Source organism: Pseudomonas sp. BN102 (genome assembly GCF_029871245.1).
Lineage (GTDB): Bacteria > Pseudomonadota > Gammaproteobacteria > Pseudomonadales > Pseudomonadaceae > Metapseudomonas.
The window spans coordinates 108,104-126,165 of sequence record NZ_SSON01000072.1 but is presented as its reverse complement, the minus strand read 5'-3'; the positions used below and the strand labels follow the sequence as shown (position 1 = coordinate 126,165).

19 protein-coding genes are annotated in these 18,062 nt (G+C 66.5%); 11 read left to right on the top strand and 8 right to left on the bottom strand.

The features are described 5' to 3' along the window. Positions 1 to 28: 28 nt before the first annotated feature. The 3 genes from betC to E8F12_RS18920 all read left to right on the top strand — a co-directional run bounded on the left by betC (position 29) and on the right by E8F12_RS18920 (position 4,180). On the top strand, positions 29 to 1,534 hold the full coding sequence (gene betC / locus E8F12_RS18930; RefSeq protein ID WP_280326737.1) for a choline-sulfatase: 1,506 nt from the start codon (positions 29 to 31) through the stop codon (positions 1,532 to 1,534). A 24-nt stretch (positions 1,535 to 1,558) separates the two neighbouring features. Beyond that, on the top strand, positions 1,559 to 2,485 hold the full coding sequence (choX, locus tag E8F12_RS18925; RefSeq protein WP_280326736.1) for a choline ABC transporter substrate-binding protein: 927 nt from the start codon (positions 1,559 to 1,561) through the stop codon (positions 2,483 to 2,485). A 135-nt stretch (positions 2,486 to 2,620) separates the two neighbouring features. Next, positions 2,621 to 4,180, top strand: coding sequence for a SulP family inorganic anion transporter (locus E8F12_RS18920; protein WP_280326735.1), 1,560 nt, complete (start codon positions 2,621 to 2,623; stop codon positions 4,178 to 4,180). Positions 4,181 to 4,364: 184 nt separating this feature from the next. Here E8F12_RS18920 and aroE read toward each other — a convergent pair whose 3' ends face one another. After that, positions 4,365 to 5,189, bottom strand: a complete 825-nt coding sequence (gene aroE / locus E8F12_RS18915) for a shikimate dehydrogenase (protein ID WP_280326734.1) — start codon at positions 5,187 to 5,189, stop codon at positions 4,365 to 4,367. Next, on the bottom strand, positions 5,189 to 6,109 hold the full coding sequence (gene hemF / locus E8F12_RS18910; protein ID WP_280326733.1) for an oxygen-dependent coproporphyrinogen oxidase: 921 nt from the start codon (positions 6,107 to 6,109) through the stop codon (positions 5,189 to 5,191). Before hemF ends, aroE begins: the two co-directional genes overlap by 1 nt. Before the next feature lie 137 nt (positions 6,110 to 6,246). Here hemF and E8F12_RS18905 point away from each other — a divergent pair, with 137 nt between their 5' ends. Beyond that, entirely contained in the window at positions 6,247 to 7,224 is a 978-nt protein-coding gene (locus tag E8F12_RS18905; RefSeq protein WP_280326732.1) for an NADPH:quinone reductase, read from the top strand. On the opposite strand, the gene E8F12_RS18900 is transcribed toward E8F12_RS18905, so the two are convergent. The 3 genes from E8F12_RS18900 to E8F12_RS18890 all read right to left on the bottom strand — a co-directional run bounded on the left by E8F12_RS18900 (position 7,214) and on the right by E8F12_RS18890 (position 10,014). After that, positions 7,214 to 7,768: a Sua5/YciO/YrdC/YwlC family protein gene (locus E8F12_RS18900; protein WP_280326731.1), complete on the bottom strand. Its 555-nt coding sequence runs from the start codon at positions 7,766 to 7,768 to the stop codon at positions 7,214 to 7,216. The genes E8F12_RS18905 and E8F12_RS18900 overlap by 11 nt on opposite strands. Positions 7,769 to 7,808: 40 nt before the next feature. Continuing rightward, positions 7,809 to 8,903 (bottom strand): DNA-processing protein DprA, encoded by a 1,095-nt coding sequence (gene dprA / locus E8F12_RS18895; protein ID WP_280326730.1) that lies wholly within the window; start codon positions 8,901 to 8,903, stop codon positions 7,809 to 7,811. A gap of 85 nt (positions 8,904 to 8,988) precedes the next feature. Beyond that, on the bottom strand, positions 8,989 to 10,014 hold the full coding sequence (locus E8F12_RS18890; RefSeq protein WP_280326729.1) for a LysM peptidoglycan-binding domain-containing protein: 1,026 nt from the start codon (positions 10,012 to 10,014) through the stop codon (positions 8,989 to 8,991). Between the two features lie 141 nt (positions 10,015 to 10,155). Here E8F12_RS18890 and def point away from each other — a divergent pair, with 141 nt between their 5' ends. The 7 genes from def to E8F12_RS18855 all read left to right on the top strand — a co-directional run bounded on the left by def (position 10,156) and on the right by E8F12_RS18855 (position 16,059). Further along, complete coding sequence (def, locus tag E8F12_RS18885; protein WP_280326728.1) at positions 10,156 to 10,662, top strand: peptide deformylase; 507 nt, start codon at positions 10,156 to 10,158, stop codon at positions 10,660 to 10,662. A gap of 54 nt (positions 10,663 to 10,716) precedes the next feature. Further along, a complete protein-coding gene (gene fmt, locus E8F12_RS18880; protein ID WP_280326727.1) occupies positions 10,717 to 11,661 on the top strand; it encodes a methionyl-tRNA formyltransferase in 945 nt (314 codons plus the stop codon). Next, the gene (gene rsmB / locus E8F12_RS18875; protein ID WP_280326726.1) at positions 11,658 to 12,971 is read left to right on the top strand and encodes a 16S rRNA (cytosine(967)-C(5))-methyltransferase RsmB; all 1,314 of its coding nucleotides are present in this window, start codon (positions 11,658 to 11,660) and stop codon (positions 12,969 to 12,971) included. Before fmt ends, rsmB begins: the two co-directional genes overlap by 4 nt. 11 nt (positions 12,972 to 12,982) lie before the next feature. Further along, positions 12,983 to 14,356: a Trk system potassium transporter TrkA gene (trkA, locus tag E8F12_RS18870; protein ID WP_280292090.1), complete on the top strand. Its 1,374-nt coding sequence runs from the start codon at positions 12,983 to 12,985 to the stop codon at positions 14,354 to 14,356. Positions 14,357 to 14,420: 64 nt separating this feature from the next. Then, positions 14,421 to 14,639, top strand: a complete 219-nt coding sequence (locus tag E8F12_RS18865; protein ID WP_348532431.1) for a potassium transporter TrkG — start codon at positions 14,421 to 14,423, stop codon at positions 14,637 to 14,639. Between the two features lie 39 nt (positions 14,640 to 14,678). Further along, complete coding sequence (locus tag E8F12_RS18860; protein ID WP_280326725.1) at positions 14,679 to 14,990, top strand: tetratricopeptide repeat protein; 312 nt, start codon at positions 14,679 to 14,681, stop codon at positions 14,988 to 14,990. 322 nt (positions 14,991 to 15,312) lie between these two features. Further along, positions 15,313 to 16,059, top strand: coding sequence for an SDR family oxidoreductase (locus E8F12_RS18855; protein WP_280326724.1), 747 nt, complete (start codon positions 15,313 to 15,315; stop codon positions 16,057 to 16,059). A 32-nt stretch (positions 16,060 to 16,091) separates the two neighbouring features. Here the strand turns inward: E8F12_RS18855 and E8F12_RS18850 are convergent, their stop codons facing one another. From E8F12_RS18850 to E8F12_RS18840, 3 genes are all read right to left on the bottom strand, one after another. Beyond that, positions 16,092 to 16,358: a PilZ domain-containing protein gene (locus E8F12_RS18850; RefSeq protein ID WP_280326723.1), complete on the bottom strand. Its 267-nt coding sequence runs from the start codon at positions 16,356 to 16,358 to the stop codon at positions 16,092 to 16,094. Positions 16,359 to 16,528: 170 nt separating this feature from the next. Beyond that, positions 16,529 to 17,416, bottom strand: coding sequence for a lysophospholipid acyltransferase (locus tag E8F12_RS18845; RefSeq protein WP_280326722.1), 888 nt, complete (start codon positions 17,414 to 17,416; stop codon positions 16,529 to 16,531). A gap of 61 nt (positions 17,417 to 17,477) precedes the next feature. Next, positions 17,478 to 18,029, bottom strand: coding sequence for a DNA-3-methyladenine glycosylase I (locus E8F12_RS18840; protein ID WP_280326721.1), 552 nt, complete (start codon positions 18,027 to 18,029; stop codon positions 17,478 to 17,480). Positions 18,030 to 18,062: the final 33 nt, after the last annotated feature.

Below are 18,062 nucleotides of genomic sequence, written 5' to 3'. Positions count from 1 at the left end.
ATAATTCGACAGTATGGATAAGCGAACGATGAAACGCCCCAATATCCTCTTCATCATGGCCGACCAGATGGCCGCGCCGCTGCTGCCCTTCTACGCGCCCTCCCCAATCAAGGTGCCGAACCTGTCGCGGCTCGCCGCCGAAGGTGTGGTCTTCGATTCGGCCTACTGCAACAGCCCGCTGTGCGCACCTTCGCGCTTCACCCTGGTAAGCGGCCAGCTGCCGTCGAAGATCGGTGCCTATGACAACGCCGCCGACTTCCCCGCCGACGTGCCCACCTACGCCCACCACCTGCGCCGCCTCGGCTACCGCACGGCGCTGTCCGGCAAGATGCACTTCTGCGGCCCGGACCAGTTGCACGGCTACGAAGAGCGCCTGACCAGCGATATCTACCCGGCCGACTATGGCTGGGCGGTGAACTGGGACGAGCCGGACGTGCGCCCGAGCTGGTACCACAACATGTCCTCGGTGCTGCAGGCGGGTCCCTGTGTGCGCACCAACCAGCTGGATTTCGACGAGGAAGTGGTGTTCAAGGCGCGCCAGTACCTCTACGACCATGTGCGCGAACACCCCGAACAGCCTTTCTGCCTGACGGTGTCGCTGACCCACCCCCACGACCCGTACACCATCCCCGAGGAATACTGGGACCTGTACCGCGACGAGGACATCGAGCTGCCGCGCGTGCACTTGGCCGATGCCGAACAGGACCCGCACTCCCAGCGCCTGCTCAAGGTCATCGATCTCTGGGGCAAGCCGCTGCCCGAACACAAGGTCCGTGACGCTCGGCGCGCCTACTATGGCGCCTGCAGCTACGTCGACGAGCAGGTCGGCCGCCTGCGCAAGACCCTGACCGACTGCGGCCTGGATCAGGACACCATCATCGTCTTCTCCGGCGACCACGGCGACATGCTTGGCGAGCGCGGCCTCTGGTACAAGATGCACTGGTTCGAGATGGCCGCCCGCGTCCCGCTGCTGGTACACGCCCCGGCGCGCTTTGCTGCCGCACGGGTGAAGGCCTCCGTCTCCACGGTCGACCTGCTGCCCACCCTGGTGGAGCTGGCTGGCGGCGAGCTGGACACCAGCCTGCCGCTGGATGGCCGCTCCCTGCTGCCGCACCTCGAAGGCCGTGGCGGGCACGACGAGGTACTGGGCGAATACATGGCCGAAGGCACCACCAGCCCGCTGATGATGATCCGCCGTGATGCCTACAAGTTCATCTACTCGGTGCAGGACCCCTGCCTGCTGTTCGACCTGGAAAACGATCCCCAGGAACTGGAGAACCTGGCCGGCTCCTCCGACCACCAGGACCTGCTGGAAGCCTTCCTGGAAGAGGCCCGCGTCCGCTGGGACATCCCCGCCATCCACCAGGCCACCCTGGCCAGCCAGCGCCGCCGTCGCTTCGTCGCCGAGGCCCTGACCCACGGCACGCTGAAGAGCTGGGACCACCAGCCCTTTGTCGACGCCAGCCAGCAGTACATGCGCAATCACATCGACCTGGACGACCTGGAACGCCGCGCGCGCTTTCCCCAACCCTGACCCACCCTTGCGAGGAACCAAGGCATGAAGACGATCAATGCAGTGCTTGCCGGCGGCGTGCTGCTGGCCGGCTTGGCGTTCAACGCCCAGGCGGAAGACGCCAGTTGCGCAACGGTGAAGCTGGGTGATCCGGGCTGGAGCGATATCGCCGTGACCAATGGCGTGGCGCGCGTCCTCCTGGAAGGTCTCGGCTATCGCACCGAGACTCCGACCCTGGCGGTGCCGATCATTTTCGCCGGCCTGCACAAGGGCCAGATCGATGCCTTCCTCGGCAACTGGATGCCGGCCCAGCAGAGCAACTACGACAAGTTCGTCGCCGCCGGTAGCATCGACAAGCTGGCGCAGAACCTCAGCGGCACCGAATACACCCTTGCCGTGCCGCGCTATGTCTTCGACGCCGGGGTGAAGACTTTCACCGACCTGGACAGGTACGCCGACAAGTTCGACAAGAAGCTCTACGGCATCGCCTCCGGCTCGCCAGCCAACGAGTCGATCCGGCAGATGATCGCCAAGGACGAGTTCGGCCTGGGCGACTGGACGCTGGTGGAGTCCAGCGAGCAGGCGATGCTGGTGCAGGTGGGCAGGGCGGTGAAGCGCAACCAGTTCGTGGTCTTCCTCGGCTGGACCCCGCACCCGATGAACGTGCAGTACGACATGGCCTACCTCAAGGGCGGCGAGAAGTACTTCGGTGAAAGCGGCAGCGTGAACACCCTGGCGCGCAAGGGCTATGCCCAGCAGTGCCCGAATGTGGGCAAGCTGCTGGCCAACCTGCAGTTCACCCAAGACATGGAGAACGCCATCATGGATCAGGTGCTCAACGGCGATGCCAACAACGACGCGGCGATCAAGGCCTGGCTGAAAGCCAACCCGGCGGTGGTCGACGGCTGGCTGCAGGGCGTCACCACCCGCGAGGGCGGCGATGCCGTGACGGCGGTGCAGGCGAAGCTCTGACCCTGATGGGGCGGTCTTTCCTGTAGGGGCGAATTCATTCGCCAAGGGCAGCGCAGCTGCCCCTTGCCGCTCCCGAATGGCAGACCTTCGGTCTGCTGGGCGAATGAATTCGCCCCTACAAGAGCCTGGTCAAACGTGAAACCCTCCGACCTCTTCCCCTTCCTCACCTGGCTGCCTTCCACCCGGCCGCGCGGCCTCGGCCGCGACGCGCTGGTGGGGCTGACCGGCGCCATCCTCGCCCTGCCGCAGTCCATCGCCTACGCACTGATCGCCGGGCTGCCGCCGGAATACGGTCTGTATGCGGCAGTGGTGCCGGTGGTCATCGCCTGCCTCTGGGGTTCGTCACGGCACCTGATCTGCGGGCCGACGGCAGCCATTTCGGTGGTGCTCTTCGCCAGCGTCAGCCCACTGGCGCTGCCGGGTAGCCAGGACTACATCAGCCTGGTGCTGCTGCTGACCGTCCTCGCCGGGGCCTTTCAGTGGCTGCTCGGATTGCTGCGCTTCGGAGTGCTGGCCAACTTCGTCTCGCAATCGGTGGTGCTCGGCTTCACCCTGGGTGCGGCGCTGGTGATCGCGCTTGGCCAGGTGCCGAACCTGCTCGGTCTCTCCAACCTGGAAGGGCGCGCCACCGCCTGGCAGAGCGCGTTGCAGCTGGCCGAGCATGTGCGTGAGGTGCACGGGCCGTCGCTGCTGGTGGCCGCCGTCACCCTGGGCCTGTCGATTCTGGTGCGCAGCCTGTGGCCGCGCCTGCCGGCACTGCTGATCGGCATAGCCGGCGGCAGCCTGCTGGTGGCGGCGCTGCCAGGGGCCTTCGCCGGCGTCGAGCTGGTCCAGTCCTTCAGCGGCAGCCTGCCGCCGCTCGCGTCGATCCATTTCGATGCCGAGGACGTACTGCGCCTGCTGCCATCGGCCGTGGCCTGCGGCCTGCTCGGGCTGGTCACCAGCCTGTCCATCGCCCGCGCCCTGGCCAGCCAGTCCCGGCAGGTTCTGGACGCCAACCAGGAAACCCGCGCCCAGGGGCTGTCCAACCTGGTTGGCGCCTGGTTCTCCGGCTACCTCTCGGCGGGCTCTTTCACCCGCTCCGGGCTCAATTTGCAAGTCGGTGCGCAGTCGCCGCTGGCGGGCGTGTTCTCGGCACTCTGGGTGGCGCTGTTCGCCGTGCTCGGCGCCCGGCTGATCGCGCTGATCCCGCTACCGGCCATGGCGGCGAGCATCCTGCTGATCTGCTGGGGGCTGCCGGACCGGCGCAGCATCCGCAAGCTCTGGCGGGTCAGCCGCGCGGAATTCGTGGTGATGGCGCTGACCTGCGCCGCCACCCTGCTGCTCGAGCTGCAGACGGCCATCTATGCCGGGGTGCTGGCGTCGCTGTTCTTCTACTTGAAGCGCACCTCACAGCCACGGGTGCTGCAGGGCAGGGAGGGCGAGGACGAGGTGCTGCGCATTGAGGGTTCGATCTTCTTCGGCGCCTGCCCCTACCTGCAGAAGCTGATCCAGCGCAGCAGCGCCGGACGTCTGGTGCTGGACGCCCACCATGTGAATTTCATCGACTACGCCGGCGTGAGCATGCTGCATGAGGAGGCAAGGCGCCTGGGCGGGGAAGGGCGCAGCTTGGTGCTGCGCCGCGCCAGGCCCCAGGTGGAGCGGGAGCTGCGCAAGCTGGACGACGAAAGCAGTAGCCTGGTAATCGAGGGGTAGGACATTGCCCGGAATAGCAATGCATCTGTAGCGAATTCATTCGCGATTGAATCGCTCACGGGGCGGTGCATCAGGAGGTGGCTTGGCGTTATGCCTCTGTAGGTTGGGCTGAGCGAAGCGAAGCCCAACGATCACGAGCCTGGCTCCGCTGTTGGGCCTCGTCGTACTCAGCCCAACCTACGCATCAGCCCTGGGCCAGCTGGCGGCGCAGCTCGGCCAGCACCGGCGCGCTGTCCGGCAACACGCCACGCCAGAGCAGGAAGGCTTCGGCGGCCTGTTCCACCAACATGCCCAGGCCGTCGAGGGTGCGCGCGGCGCCGTGCTCGGTGGCCCAGCGGTTGAAGGCGGTCATTTCCTTGCCGTACATCATGTCGTAGCAGACCGTGTGGCCCGGCTTGATCAGGCTCGGCGAGATGGGCGGCAGGTCGCCAGCGAGGCTCGCCGAGGTGCCGTTGATGATCAGGTCCACGGGCTCTTCCAGCCAGTCGAAACCGCTGGCGGATACCGGCCCCAGGTCGGCGAAGAGCTGGGCCAGGGCCTCGGCCTTTTCCACGGTGCGGTTAGCGATGACCAGGGCCGCAGGCTTTTCCGCCAGCAGCGGCTCGATCACCCCACGGGCGGCGCCACCGGCACCCAGCAGCAGGATGCGCTTGCCGGCCAGGGACAGTCCGGCATTGCGGACCAGGTCGCGCACCAGGCCGGCACCGTCGGTGTTGTCACCGAGCAAGCTGCCATCGTCGAGCTTCTTCAGGGTGTTCACCGCGCCGGCCCGTTGCGCTCTCGGGCTGAGGCTGGCGGCCAATTGATAGGCCTGTTCCTTGAAGGGCACGGTGACATTGCCGCCCTTGCCCGTGGCGAAGAACTGCCGCGCACAGCCGGTAAAGTCGTCCAGCGGCGCCAGCACGGCTTCGTAGGTGAGCTGCTGGCCAGTCTGTTCGGCGAACAGGCGGTGGATCAGCGGCGACTTGCTGTGGCCGATGGGATTGCCGAAGACGCAGTAGCTGTCCATCAGAGGCCCGCCTCCTTCAGCCAGTCGCGGTCCTTGAGGAAGTACTCGGTGAGGCGCGCTTCCTCGCTGCCGGGCTCCGGTTTCCAGTCATAACCCCAGCGCACCTGGGGCGGCAGGGACATGAGGATGGACTCGGTACGCCCACCGGACTGCAGGCCGAACAGGGTGCCGCGGTCGAACACCAGGTTGAACTCCACGTAGCGGCCACGGCGGAAGGCCTGGAACTCGCGCTGTTGCTCGGTGAAGGGCGTGTCCTTGCGCTTTTTCAGGATCGGCAGGTAGGCCTCCAGATAAGCGTCGCCGATGGCGCGCATGAAGGCGAAGCTGGTGTCGAAGTCCCACTGGTTGAGGTCGTCGAAGAACAGACCGCCGATGCCGCGCGGCTCATTGCGATGCTTGAGGTGGAAGTAGCGGTCGCACCATTCCTTGTAGCGCGGGTAGACATCCTCGCCGAAAGGCACGCAAGCGTCGCGGGCCACCTTGTGCCAGTGCACGCAGTCTTCTTCCACGGCGTAGTAGGGGGTCAGGTCGAAACCGCCGCCGAACCACCAGACCGGCTCCTCGCCTTCCTTCTCGGCGCAGAAGAAGCGCACGTTGGCGTGGGAGGTGGGCACGTGGGGATTTTCCGGGTGGATCACCAGTGACACGCCGAGCGCCTGGAAGCCGCGGCCGGCCAGCTCGGGGCGGTGGGCGCTGGCCGACGGCGGCAGGCTGGAACCGAAGACATGGGAGAAGTTCACGCCGCCTTTTTCGATCAGTGCGCCGTTCTCGATCACCCGGGTGCGGCCGCCGCCACCGGCGGGGCGGGTCCAGGCGTCTTCGAAGAAGTCGGCCTTGCCGTCCTCCTCCGCCAGGGCGGCGCAGATGCGGTCTTGCAGATCGAGCAGGTAGGCCTTCACGGCCTCGATACGGTCAGTCACGTCGTCAACCTTGGAAGCGGGTAGGGTGGCGGAAAAATGAGCAGGCAAGCATACCACCGGCCGGGGGCACTGGTGGCTTGACGGGAGTCAAGGCGAGGCGTTGGATTGGGGCTTTTCCGACCAAGGAGGTTGCAAGCATGGCCAAACGCATCCAGTTCTCCGCCTATGGCGGTCCGGAAGTTCTCGAGTACGCGGACTACCAGCCGGCCGAGCCAGGGCCTCAGGAGGTGCGCGTGCGCAACCGCGCCATCGGCCTGAACTTCATCGACACCTACTACCGCAGCGGCCTCTACCCGGCGCCGGCCTTTCCCACCAGCCTGGGCACCGAAGGCGCGGGCGAAGTGGAGGCAGTGGGCAGCGCGGTGAGCCAGTTCAAGGTGGGCGACCGCGTCGCCTATGCCACCGGCCCACTGGGCGCCTACAGCGAATTGCACGTGCTGCCGGCGGACAAGCTGGTGCGGCTGCCGGACAGCATCAGCTTCGAACAGGCCGCGGCGGTGATGCTCAAGGGCCTGACGGTGCAATACCTGCTGCGCCAGACCTTTGAGCTCAAGGGTGGCGAGACCATCCTCTTCCACGCCGCCGCCGGCGGTGTCGGCCTGATCGCCTGCCAGTGGGCAAAGGCCCTGGGAGTCAAGCTGATCGGCACCGTCAGCTCGGCCGAGAAGGCCGAGCTGGCCAAGGCCAACGGCGCCTGGGCGACCATCGACTACAGCCTCGAGAACGTAGTACAGCGGGTGCAGGAACTGACCGACGGGGCCAAGTGCCCGGTGGTCTATGACTCGGTGGGCAAGGACACCTGGGAAATCTCCCTCGACTGCGTGGCCCCACGCGGCCTGCTGGTCAGCTTCGGCAATGCCTCGGGGCCGGTGAGCGGGGTCAACCTGGGGATACTGGCGCAGAAGGGTTCGCTCTACGTCACCCGGCCCACCCTGTTCGGCTACGCGAATACGCCGGAACGCCTGCAGGCCATGGCCGACGAGCTGTTCAGGCTGATCGCCGACGGCCGCATCAAGGTGGAGATCAAGCAGCGTTTTGCCCTGGCCGACGCGGCCAAGGCGCATACCGCCCTGGCCAGCCGTCAGACCACCGGGTCGACCGTGCTTATCCCCTGAGGACCCTGCCGCTCACCAGGTCGCGGATCACGCTGGGATTGCGGCGCCCGCCGAGGGCGCCTCCCAGCACCGCGTCTAGGTCATCGCCGAAGTACTGCTGCACCCGCAGGCGCGAATAGGCGGCGGGACGGCCGGAAGGGTTGGCGGAGGTGGACACCAGCGGCCCGGTGAGGGCGCAGAGGTCGCGCACCAGCGGGTGGTCACTGACGCGCAGGGCGACGCTCTCGTGCTGGCCGGTGACCCATTCCGGCAACAGGTCCTGGTGCGGCACCAGCCAGGTGTTGGGTCCCGGCCAGGTGCTGGCGAGGCGGTCGAGCCAGGTATCCGGCAGGCCTTCGAGGAGGAAGTCGAACTGGCGGATATTGTCCGCCACCAGGATCAGGCCCTTCTCCACAGGACGCTCCTTGAGCGCCAGCAGGCGATACACCGCGTCCTCGTTCCAGGGGTCGCAGCCCAGGCCCCAGACCGCCTCGGTGGGATAGGCGATCACCCCGCCCTCGCGCACGATCCGCGCCACTCGCTGCACTCGCCACTTGCTGACCATCACCCACTCCCGCAAACCAGTTCGGCAAAGTGTACAAGGCTCAACCAGAGCGATGCACCCAGCAGCCAGCGTCGCGGGCAATCAGGCCCTGCAGTTCGAGGTCGGTGAGTTCGGCCAGGATACGTGGCAGCTCCCAGCCGCTGGCGGCGGCCAGGCCTTCGCTGCTGTAGGGGGCTGCGCGCAGCAGGTCCAACAGCGGATGGGAGACTGGTGCCGGGGTGTCGACCCGCGGAGCGGACGCCACGGCCTGCCAACCGCGCAGGGCTTCGAGAATGTCTTCCACCTTCTCCACCAGCGTGGCGCCTTCGCGGATCAGCTGGTGACAGCCGCGGGCCCCTGGATGGTGGATGGAACCGGGAATGGCATAGACCTCGCGACCCTGCTCGGCGGCCAGGCGCGCGGTGATCAGGGATCCGCTGGAGGGGCTGGCCTCCACCACCAGCACGCCGAGGGAAAGGCCGCTGATGATGCGATTGCGCCGCGGGAAATTACCGGGGTGCGGTGGGCAGTCCAGCGGCAGCTCGGAGACCAGAGTGCCGCCTTCGTCGACGATTCGCGCGGCCAGGCTGCGGTGACGATTCGGGTAGACGCGCTCGAGGCCGGTGCCGAGCACCGCCACCGTCTTGCCGCCCGCATCCAGCGCGCCCTGGTGGGCAGCGCCGTCGATGCCCAGGGCCAGGCCGCTGGTGATCACGAAGCCGCCGCCGGCCAGGCTGCGGGCGAAGGCGCGTGCGGTGTCCAGCCCGGCGGCCGATGCGCGGCGGCTGCCCACCATGGCCAGCTGCGGCCGCTCCAGCAGCGCGGGATCTCCGGCGACGAACAGCAGCGGCGGGGCACCGGCCAGTTCACCGAGCAGGGCGGGGTAGGCGGGGTCATCCCAGCACAGCAGGCGATGACCGGGCTGCTCCAGCCAGGCCAGGGCGTTGGCGGCGGCGTCGCGGATCTGTGGGCTGCGCCGCGCGTCAGCGGAGGCTTGCGGCAGCCCCAGGGAACGCCAGGCGGGAGCCGGTGCGCTGAGGGCGGCGGAGGCGCTGCCGAAGGCTTCCAGCAGGCGGTGGAATCGGGCCGGGCCGAGTTCGGGGAGCAGATGCAGACGCAGGCGAGCTTCCAGCTCGGCAGGGGAGATAGTTGGCATGTCGATCGGTCCTTGATCGCGCCGCGCGCAGCGGCAGGACCGCCATCAATACAACAAGCCCCCGCGACGCGGGGGCTTGGAGGTGTTACGGGTTGTGTACCTTGTCCATCACCGCCAACTGGCGGGAGGCGGCGAGGATCAGGCCGTAACTGAGCTTGTCGTAGGTGCGGAACACCATCAGCAGGCCGGCGCGCTCGTCCGGGATCTTGATGAATTCATCGGTGATCCGGTCGCGCACGGTTTCGCCGGTCTTGAAGATCGCCAGCACGTTGCCTTCCACCAGGCCATCGCGCTTGCCCTTGTTGATGGTGACCACGTCGAACTGGCCGACCTGGGTCACGCCACGCGGCACATCGAGGATCACACCGTTGACGTCGCCGGCCGGCGCGCTGGGCATGAAGGTCGAATTGATCGCGCGTTCCTCGGTGGGGAACAGCCGGTCGCCGAGGCGGACTTCCTGGGTGGAGCGGGTCAGCAGCAGGGTGCCGATGTCACCTTCGTCGGCGACCATCTCGCCGCCGCCGATATCGTCGGCGTTGATGCCGAGGAATTCCTTGGTTTCCGGATCGATGTAGCTCTTGCCCTGGCGGAAGATGCCGAAGACCGGCTGCTCCTCGGAGAAGCTGCCGCGGGCGTAGACGCGGTCACCGGCGCCGCTGACCACGCGCTCGGCATTGCCGGCGACTATATAAGGAGCGGCTTCGAACTCCTTGGGGTCATCGATGATGCGGTTGGAGAGCAGGAAGCTGTTGATGGCTTCCAGCGGGATGGCCGGGATGGCTTCGGCCATGGGCGTGCTGCGCATCTGGGGAGAGAGCTTGACGGTGCCGCGGGAAGCACCGCGGTTGAGCACCAGGCGCGGCTGGCCGTCGATGTAGACCAGACTGAGGACATCACCTGGATAGATCAGGTGCGGGTTTTCGATCTGCGGGTTGGCGTGCCAGATTTCCGGCCATTTCCAGGGCTTGCTCAGGAACTTGCCCGAAATATCCCAGAGCGTGTCGCCACGGACCACCGTATAGCGCTCCGGATGCCCCTCCCTGAGTTCCACCGCAGCCTGGGTCAGGCCACTGGCAGCCAGGAGCAGCAGGGCGAGTAGTGATTTCCTCATGCGGTGAATCCCTTTATTATGTCCATTCACATGAAACGCCCTGAGAGCCGCCCCAACCGGGCTCTGTAGCCGTTTTTCGATGCTGCTCATCATCTTAGCAGCGGATTTTTACTTTATTCCACAAGTGCATCACAAACGCATATGGCGATACTGAACATTCTCGAATTCCCCGATCCGCGGCTTCGCACCATCGCCAAGCCGGTGGAGGTGGTGGACGATTCCGTGCGCAAGCTGATCGACGACATGTTCGAAACCATGTACGCCGCGCCGGGCATCGGCCTGGCCGCCACCCAGGTGAATGTGCACAAGCGCGTGGTGGTGATGGACCTGTCGGAAGACAAGTCCGAGCCGCGGGTCTTCATCAACCCCGAGTTCGAATCCCTCACCGACGAGATGGACCAGTACCAGGAAGGCTGCCTTTCGGTACCGGGCTTCTACGAGAACGTCGACCGCCCGCAGAAGGTGAAGATCAAGGCCCTGGACCGCGACGGCCAGCCCTTCGAGCTGATCGCCGAAGGCCTGCTCGCCGTGTGCATCCAGCACGAGTGCGACCACCTCAACGGCAAGCTCTTCGTCGACTACCTGTCGTCCCTCAAGCGCGACCGCATCAAGAAGAAGCTGGAAAAGCAGCACCGCCAGCACGCTTGATCCCCGATCTCCAAAGGCTTGCTCCGGCAAGCCTTTTTCTTTTAGCGAGTAGCCATGACCCAGCCTTTGCGCCTCGTCTTCGCCGGCACCCCGGAGTTTGCCGCCGAGCACCTCAAAGCCCTGCTCGACTCCCCTCACCAGATAGTCGCCGTCTACACCCAGCCAGACCGCCCGGCCGGCCGTGGCCAGAAGCTGATGCCGAGCCCGGTCAAACAGCTTGCCGTGGAGCACGACATCCCGGTGCTGCAGCCGCCGACGCTGCGCGACCCGGCCGCCCAGGCTGAACTGAAGGCCCTGGGCGCGGACCTGATGGTGGTGGTGGCCTACGGCCTGATCCTGCCGCAGGTGGTGCTCGACACCCCGCGCCTCGGCTGCATCAACAGCCACGCCTCGTTGCTGCCGCGCTGGCGCGGCGCCGCGCCGATCCAGCGCGCGGTGCAGGCGGGTGACGCGGAGAGCGGCGTCACCGTGATGCAGATGGAAGCGGGCCTGGATACCGGCCCCATGCTGCTCAAGGTCACCACGCCGATCGCGGCCTCCGACACCGGCGGCAGCCTGCACGACCGTCTCGCCCAGCTCGGCCCCCAGGCCGTGCTGCAAGCCGTCGAAGGCCTGGCCGCCGGCACGCTCCAAGGCGAGGTGCAGGACGATGCCCTGGCCAACTACGCCCACAAGCTGAACAAGGACGAAGCGCGGATCGACTGGAGCCGCCCGGCCGTTGAGCTGGAACGCCTGGTGCGCGCCTTCAACCCCTGGCCGATCTGCCATAGCAGCCTCGATGGCGAGCCGTTGAAAGTGCTGGCCGCCACCCTCGGTGAGGGCAAGGGTGTGCCCGGACAGATCCTCGCCGCCAGCAAGGACGGCCTGACCGTCGCCTGCGGCGAGGGCGCCCTGCTTCTCACCCGCCTGCAGCTGCCCGGCGGCAAGCCGCTGAACTTCGCCGACCTCTACAACAGCCGCCGCGAGCAGTTCGCCGTGGGCAAGGTGCTGGGCGCATGAACCCGCGTCTCGCTGCCGCACGCGCCCTGGCCGCGGTCCTTTCCGGCAAGGCTTCCCTCGGCGGCAGCCTGCCGCCGCAGCTGGACAAGGTGGAGCCCCGCGACCGCGCCTTGGCCCAGGACCTCGCCTTCGGCGCCGCCCGTTGGCAGCCGCGCCTCGCCGCCCTGGCCGATCGCCTGTTGCAGAAGCCGTTCAAGGCTGCCGACAAGGACGTCGAAGCCCTGCTGCTGGTGGGCCTCTACCAGCTCTTCTACACCCGCATCCCTGCCCACGCCGCCATTGGCGAAACCGTTGGTTGCTCGGACAAGCTGAAGAAGCCCTGGGCCAAGGGCCTGCTCAATGCCGTGCTGCGCAACGCCCAGCGCCAGGGCGAAGCCATCTTCGCCGAGCTGGAACGCGACCCGGCCGCCCGCACCGCCCACCCGCGCTGGCTGCAGAAGGCACTCAAGGCCAGCTGGCCGGAGCACTGGGAAGCGGTGTGTGCGGCGAACAACGCGCATCCGCCGCTGATCCTGCGGGTCAACCGCCGCCATGGCAGCCGCGATGCCTACCTGACCGAGCTGGCGCGGGCCGGCATCAGCGCCGGACCCTGCCGCTTCAGCCGCGACGGCATCCGCCTCGAGGAAGCCTGCGATGTGAAGACCCTGCCCGGCTTCGCCGAAGGCCGCGTCAGCGTGCAGGATGAGGCCGCGCAACTGTCCGCCGACCTGCTCGAACTCGCACCCGGCCAGCGCGTGCTGGACGCCTGCTGCGCCCCCGGCGGCAAGACCTGCCACCTGCTGGAGGCCGAACCGGGCCTCGCCGAGGTGGTGGCCGTCGACTTGGAAGAAAGCCGGCTGGTGCGCGTGCGCGAGAACCTGGCACGGCTGCAATTGCAGGCCACCCTGATCGCCGCCGACGGCCGTGACACGGGCGCCTGGTGGGACGGCAAGCCCTTCCAGCGCATCCTGCTCGATGCGCCATGCTCGGCGACCGGCGTAATTCGCCGCCACCCGGACATCAAGCTGACCCGCCAGGCGGAGGACATCCCCGCCCTGGCCCAGCTCCAGGGCGAGCTGCTGGACGCACTCTGGCCGACGCTGGAAGTGGGCGGCGTGCTGCTCTACGCCACCTGCTCGACCCTGCCACAGGAAAACAGCGACAACATTGCCGCCTTCCTCGCCCGCACGCCTGGCGCCCGCGAGCTGGACATCCCCGGCCCCTACGGATTGAAACAACCCCATGGCCGCCAGTTGCTGGCGCAGGAAGACGGTCATGACGGTTTCTACTATGCCAAGCTGATCAAGATCGCCGCCTCAGCGCGCGGCTAACGGAGCTAGCAGTGAAGATCATCATTCTCGGCGCCGGCCAGGTGGGGGGCACCCTGGCCGAACACCTCTCGGGCGAAGCCAACGACATCACCGTGGTCGATACCGACGGCGACCGCCTGCGCGACCTCGGTGACCGTCTCGACATCCGTACCGTGCACGGCCGTGGCTCCTTCCCCACCGTGCTGCGCCAGGCCGGCGCCGACGACGCCGACATGCTGGTCGCGGTGACCAACAGCGACGAGGTGAACATGGTCGCCTGCCAGGTGGCCTACACCCTGTTCCACACCCCCACCAAGATCGCCCGGGTGCGTGAGGCGGCCTACCTGACCCGCGCCGGCCTGTTCGATAACGAGGCCATTCCGGTGGACGTGCTGATCAGCCCGGAACAGGTGGTGACCAACTACATCAAGCGCCTGATCGAGTACCCCGGCGCCCTGCAGGTGATCGACTTCGCTGAGGGCAAGGCCCAGCTGGTGGGGGTCAAGGCCTACTACGGCGGCCCGCTGGTGGGCCAGGAACTACGCCAGATCCGACAGCACATGCCGAACGTCGACACCCGCGTGGCGGCCATCTTCCGCCGCAACCGGCCGATCATTCCCAAGGGCGACACGGTTATCGAGGCCGATGACGAAGTCTTCTTCATCGCCGCCAAGGCCCACATCCGCGCGGTGATGAGCGAACTGCGGCGCCTTGAGGACAACTACAAGCGGGTGGTGATCGCCGGCGGCGGCCATATCGGCGAGCGCCTGGCCGAAGCCATCGAGAGCCGCTACCAGGTGAAGATCATCGAGATGAACCCGGCGCGCTGCCGACACCTCTCGGAGACCCTGGACAGCACCGTCGTCCTGCAGGGCAGCGCCTCCGACCGCGACCTGCTGGTGGAGGAGAACATCAACGACGCGGACATCTTCCTCGCCCTGACCAACGACGACGAGGCCAACATCATGTCCTCGCTGCTGGCCAAGCGCCTGGGCGCGCGCAAGGTGATGACCATCATCAACAACCCGGCCTACGTGGATCTGGTGCAGGGCGGCGACATCGACATCGCCATCAGCCCTCAGTTGGCCACCATCGGCACCCTGCTGACCCACGTGCGCCGCGGCGACATCGTCAGCGTGCACTCCCTGCGCCGCGGCGCGGCCGAGGCCATCGAAGCCATCGCCCATGGCGACGCGAAGTCGAGCAAGGTGGTGGGCAAGATGATCGAGGACATCGCCCTGCCGCCGGGCACCACCATCGGCGCCATCATCCGCGACGAGGAAGTGCTGATCGCCCACGACGACACGGTGATCGAATCGGGGGACCACGTGATCCTGTTCCTCGTGGACAAGAAGTACATCCGCGATGCCGAGCGCCTGTTCCAGGTCGGCCTGACCTTCTTCTAGGTCGGCCGCACCGCGGCGCGGGAATGGTTTCGGACAGTTCTCCGACCATTCCGGCCGCGTCCTCCTGCTGATCCTGCTCGCCCTGGACCTGGACCAGCTGACCGCCTTCTCCGCCCTGGCCTCCTGCATGAACAACCTCGGCCCCGCCCTGGGCGAGGACGCCACGCACTATGCCAACCTGCCCGACAGCGCCAAGCTGGTGCTGAGCCTGGCCATGGTGCTGGGCCGGCTGGAGGTATTTTCCCCGCTGATCCTTCTCACCCCGGCCTTCTGGCGCTTCTAGCTGGCACAATGACGAACGCGATTGGCAGGAGAGCAGGGCATGATCGAGTCACTGGAAAAAATGCTGGCCAAGGGCGTCGACAACGCCCTGTTGCGCTTCGGCCTGGGCAAGGGCTACCTGGATCAGGGCGACCACCCGAAGGCCGTCGAACACCTGCGTCAGTGCGTGGTCTTCGACCCCAAGTATTCGGCCGCCTGGAAACTGCTGGGCAAGGCCCTGGAAGCCCAGGGCGAGCATGCCGCGGCGCGAGAAGCCTGGACCCAGGGCCTGGACGCCGCCCGCGCCCATGGCGACAAGCAGGCGGAGAAGGAGATGACGGTATTCCTGAAGCGGCTGGACAAGCGTTCATAGGTTGAACCGGTAGGGTGGACTTCAGCCCACCTTGCGGGCCTGCGAAGGAGCCCCGCCGCAAGGGCGGGCGCTCCGGAAGAGCACTTCGGCAACCCACGGGAAGAGCGCACCCGTTGCTTCCTCAGCACGGTCAAGAAAGCCAACTGACGTGAGTCATAATGACCGCAATCTGTGTCCGTATGACCGCAAATATTTGCAGTCATACGGACATCAACGCTTTCAAATTATTGATTTATAAGCCTTTTATTTTTGGCGCGGTTCTTGTTTCTGACAGAGCGTCGTGGCTGAGCCCGACGACTCCCTTCACAACAGGACCCCTGTCATGCCCCAGGAAACATTCGAGAATCGCCTTGCCGTAGTCACCGGCGCCAGCTCCGGTATCGGCCTGTCCCTCGTCGAGCAGTTGCTCGACCGTGGTGCCCGCGTATTGGCCATGAGCCGGAGCGTCGGCGGGCTGGACGATCTGAAAGCACGCTTCGGCGCCGCCCTGCGCTGGCAGCCCGGCGATGTCACCCGTGCCGCCGACCTCGCGGCCCTGGCGACTGTGGCACGCAGTCTGGGCCCGGTGGACTGTCTGGTGCCGAACGCCGGCATCGCGCGTCTGGCCGACGGCCTGGACACTGCCGCCTTCGCCGCGCAATGGGCGGTCAACGGAGCCGGCGCCCTCGACACCCTCGCAGCACTGCGTGATCAATTGGCGCCATCGGCCTCGGTGGTGTTCATCGGCACCTTCCTCGCCCAGGTGACCTTCCCCGGGCTCGCCGCCTACATCGCCTCGAAGAGCGCGTTGAAGGCGCAGGTGCGCACCCTGGCCGTGGAAATGGCCGAGCGCGGTGTGCGCTTGAACCTGGTATCGCCCGGCCCCACCGCCACGCCCATCTGGTCGAGCCTTGGCCTGGACGATGACCAGCTTGGCGCGGTGGCCGGTACGGTGAACCAGCGCCTGCTGGGCGGCCGCTTCCTCGAGCCGGAAGCGGTGGCCGAAGTCATCCTCTTCCTGCTTTCGCCGGCCGCGCGCGGCCTGTACGGGCAGGATCTGGTGGTGGACAGCGGCTATACGCTGCGTTGAAGGCTGCGATTGCGGAGTGAACGCAGAGGCAATCAGTCGCCCGACAGGAAGCGGAGGCCGGCGCCTTCGGCATCCACCCGCGTCACTTCCATTTCCAGGATGGGTGCCTCCATCGGCAGGTCCTGCACCTGGCCGCGAACCAAGCTGCCAAGTGGCAGGGCCGCCAGGTCGGGATGCCGGACATAGACCCCGCCATCGGACAGATCGCGGGTCTGGGCGATCAGCTCACCGAAGCTCGGGTGGCTGATCTTGATCCGGCACTTCATCGGAGTTCGGGGAAATTGCCGCTGGTTTGCCATGGGATCGCGCCATCCTGAGCCAATTTTTCTGCTGCCGTTAATAAGGCTATTCGCGGATCGGCACAACCCCTCTGGAGCTGGGATAGCTCGCCGGGCAGGCCTTCGGCCTGCTTTTCGAATGAATTCGAACCCACAAGGCATGAAAAAGGCGCCTTCCGGCGCCTTCTTCGTCAATACCACTTCTTCTCGCCCTCGGGCCGCTTCTTGAAGCGTTTCATGCTCCACATGTACTGGGTGGGGTAGGCCCGCACGTACTTCTCCACCACTTGGCTCATCGCGGTCACGGCCTCTTCCAGGTCCTCGCTGTACATCGCCTCGGGCGCGGCTTCCAGGATCACCTTGAAGCCCGAGCCATCGGGCAGTCGCAGGGCATGCAGGAACACACCGCGCGCCTTTCCGCCGGCGAGCATGCCGGGAACGAACTTGCTGGTCAGCGCACGGGTGCCGAGGAAGGGCACGAACAGGCCGGCCGACAGGCTCGGCTCCGGGTCGGCGGGGATGCCCACGGCTCCGCCCTTGCGCACTTCCTTGATGACGCTGAGGATGCCTTCCTTGGTGGAAGGTGCCACGCGGTTGCCCAACTGCACCCGCTGCTTCTGCAGCAGGTCGTCCACCGCCTTCAGCTTGGGCGGGCGGTAGAAGATGATGGGTTTGCACTGGGCGCAGTAGAAGTGGTTGAGGACTTCCCAGTTGCCCAGGTGGCTGGTGATACCGACCACGCCCTTGCCGCTGGCCAGGGCCTCGTGCAGCACTTCCAGGCCTTCCACCTCGCGCACCAGGCCAATGGATTTCTCCGCCGGCCAGATCCAGGCGCAGGCGCTTTCGGTTAAGGTCTTGCCGATGTCCTTCAGGCTCTGGCCCACGCGCTGGTCCAGTTCGGCCGGCGACCATTCGGGGAAGCACTTCGACAGGTTGATCCGCACCACGTCACGGGAACGATTGGGCAACTTCCACATCAGCCAGCCGATGGTCGCGCCGACCGCTTGTACGGCACGCCAGGGCAACAGGGCGAAGAGGCGCAGGAAACCGACGACCAGCGCGCCTTTCAGCTTATCCACAGGCAACTCCAGGAGATTCAAAAGGGGGCATTCTACCCTCGCCAGGCAGCGGAATCCCGCCTCAGGCAGTCAGTTCGCGGTAGCGATCGCAATCGATGGTGTGATCCATGACCATGCCGGCGGCCTGCATGAAGGCGTAGCAAATGGTCGGGCCGACGAAGGTGAAGCCGGCCTTCTTGAGTGCCTTGCTCATGGCCTCGGCTTCGGGAGTGACCGCCGGCACCTGGCCCCGCTCGCTGAAGTGATTGACCTTGGGCGCACCGCCGACGAAGGACCAGAGCAGCACCGCCGGGTCGTCCAGTCGCAGCCAGGCCTGGGCGTTCTGCCGCGCGGCCTTGAGCTTGAGCAGGTTGCGGATGATGCCTGGGTCCTGCATCCGCTGCTCGATCTCCTCGTCGCTCATCCGCGCCAGGCGCTGCGGGTCGAAGCCGAACAGGACTTCACGGTAGCGCTCACGCTTCTTCAGCACGGTGATCCACGACAGGCCGGCCTGGAAGCCCTCCAGCAGGAGCAGTTCGAAGAGCGCCGCCGGGTCCTTCAGCGGTACGCCCCATTCGGTGTCGTGGTAGGCGATGTAGAGGGGGTCGTCATTGCACCAGAAGCAGCGTGGCATAAGGCTTTCCATGCGGTGGCGGCGGGTCGGATC

Excerpts from the sequence above, each read along its gene's own strand:
- betC (WP_280326737.1), top strand. The coding sequence starts at position 29 with ATGAAACGCCCCAATATCCTCTTCATCATGGCCGACCAGATGGCCGCG.
- choX (WP_280326736.1), top strand. The coding sequence starts at position 1,559 with ATGAAGACGATCAATGCAGTGCTTGCCGGCGGCGTGCTGCTGGCCGGC.
- aroE (WP_280326734.1), bottom strand. The coding sequence starts at position 5,189 with ATGGACAGCTACTGCGTCTTCGGCAATCCCATCGGCCACAGCAAGTCG.
- E8F12_RS18905 (WP_280326732.1), top strand. The coding sequence starts at position 6,247 with ATGGCCAAACGCATCCAGTTCTCCGCCTATGGCGGTCCGGAAGTTCTC.
- E8F12_RS18900 (WP_280326731.1), bottom strand. The coding sequence starts at position 7,768 with ATGGTCAGCAAGTGGCGAGTGCAGCGAGTGGCGCGGATCGTGCGCGAG.
- dprA (WP_280326730.1), bottom strand. The coding sequence starts at position 8,903 with ATGCCAACTATCTCCCCTGCCGAGCTGGAAGCTCGCCTGCGTCTGCAT.
- E8F12_RS18890 (WP_280326729.1), bottom strand. The coding sequence starts at position 10,014 with ATGAGGAAATCACTACTCGCCCTGCTGCTCCTGGCTGCCAGTGGCCTG.
- def (WP_280326728.1), top strand. The coding sequence starts at position 10,156 with ATGGCGATACTGAACATTCTCGAATTCCCCGATCCGCGGCTTCGCACC.
- fmt (WP_280326727.1), top strand. The coding sequence starts at position 10,717 with ATGACCCAGCCTTTGCGCCTCGTCTTCGCCGGCACCCCGGAGTTTGCC.
- rsmB (WP_280326726.1), top strand. The coding sequence starts at position 11,658 with ATGAACCCGCGTCTCGCTGCCGCACGCGCCCTGGCCGCGGTCCTTTCC.
- E8F12_RS18860 (WP_280326725.1), top strand. The coding sequence starts at position 14,679 with ATGATCGAGTCACTGGAAAAAATGCTGGCCAAGGGCGTCGACAACGCC.
- E8F12_RS18855 (WP_280326724.1), top strand. The coding sequence starts at position 15,313 with ATGCCCCAGGAAACATTCGAGAATCGCCTTGCCGTAGTCACCGGCGCC.
- E8F12_RS18850 (WP_280326723.1), bottom strand. The coding sequence starts at position 16,358 with ATGGCAAACCAGCGGCAATTTCCCCGAACTCCGATGAAGTGCCGGATC.
- E8F12_RS18840 (WP_280326721.1), bottom strand. The coding sequence starts at position 18,029 with ATGCCACGCTGCTTCTGGTGCAATGACGACCCCCTCTACATCGCCTAC.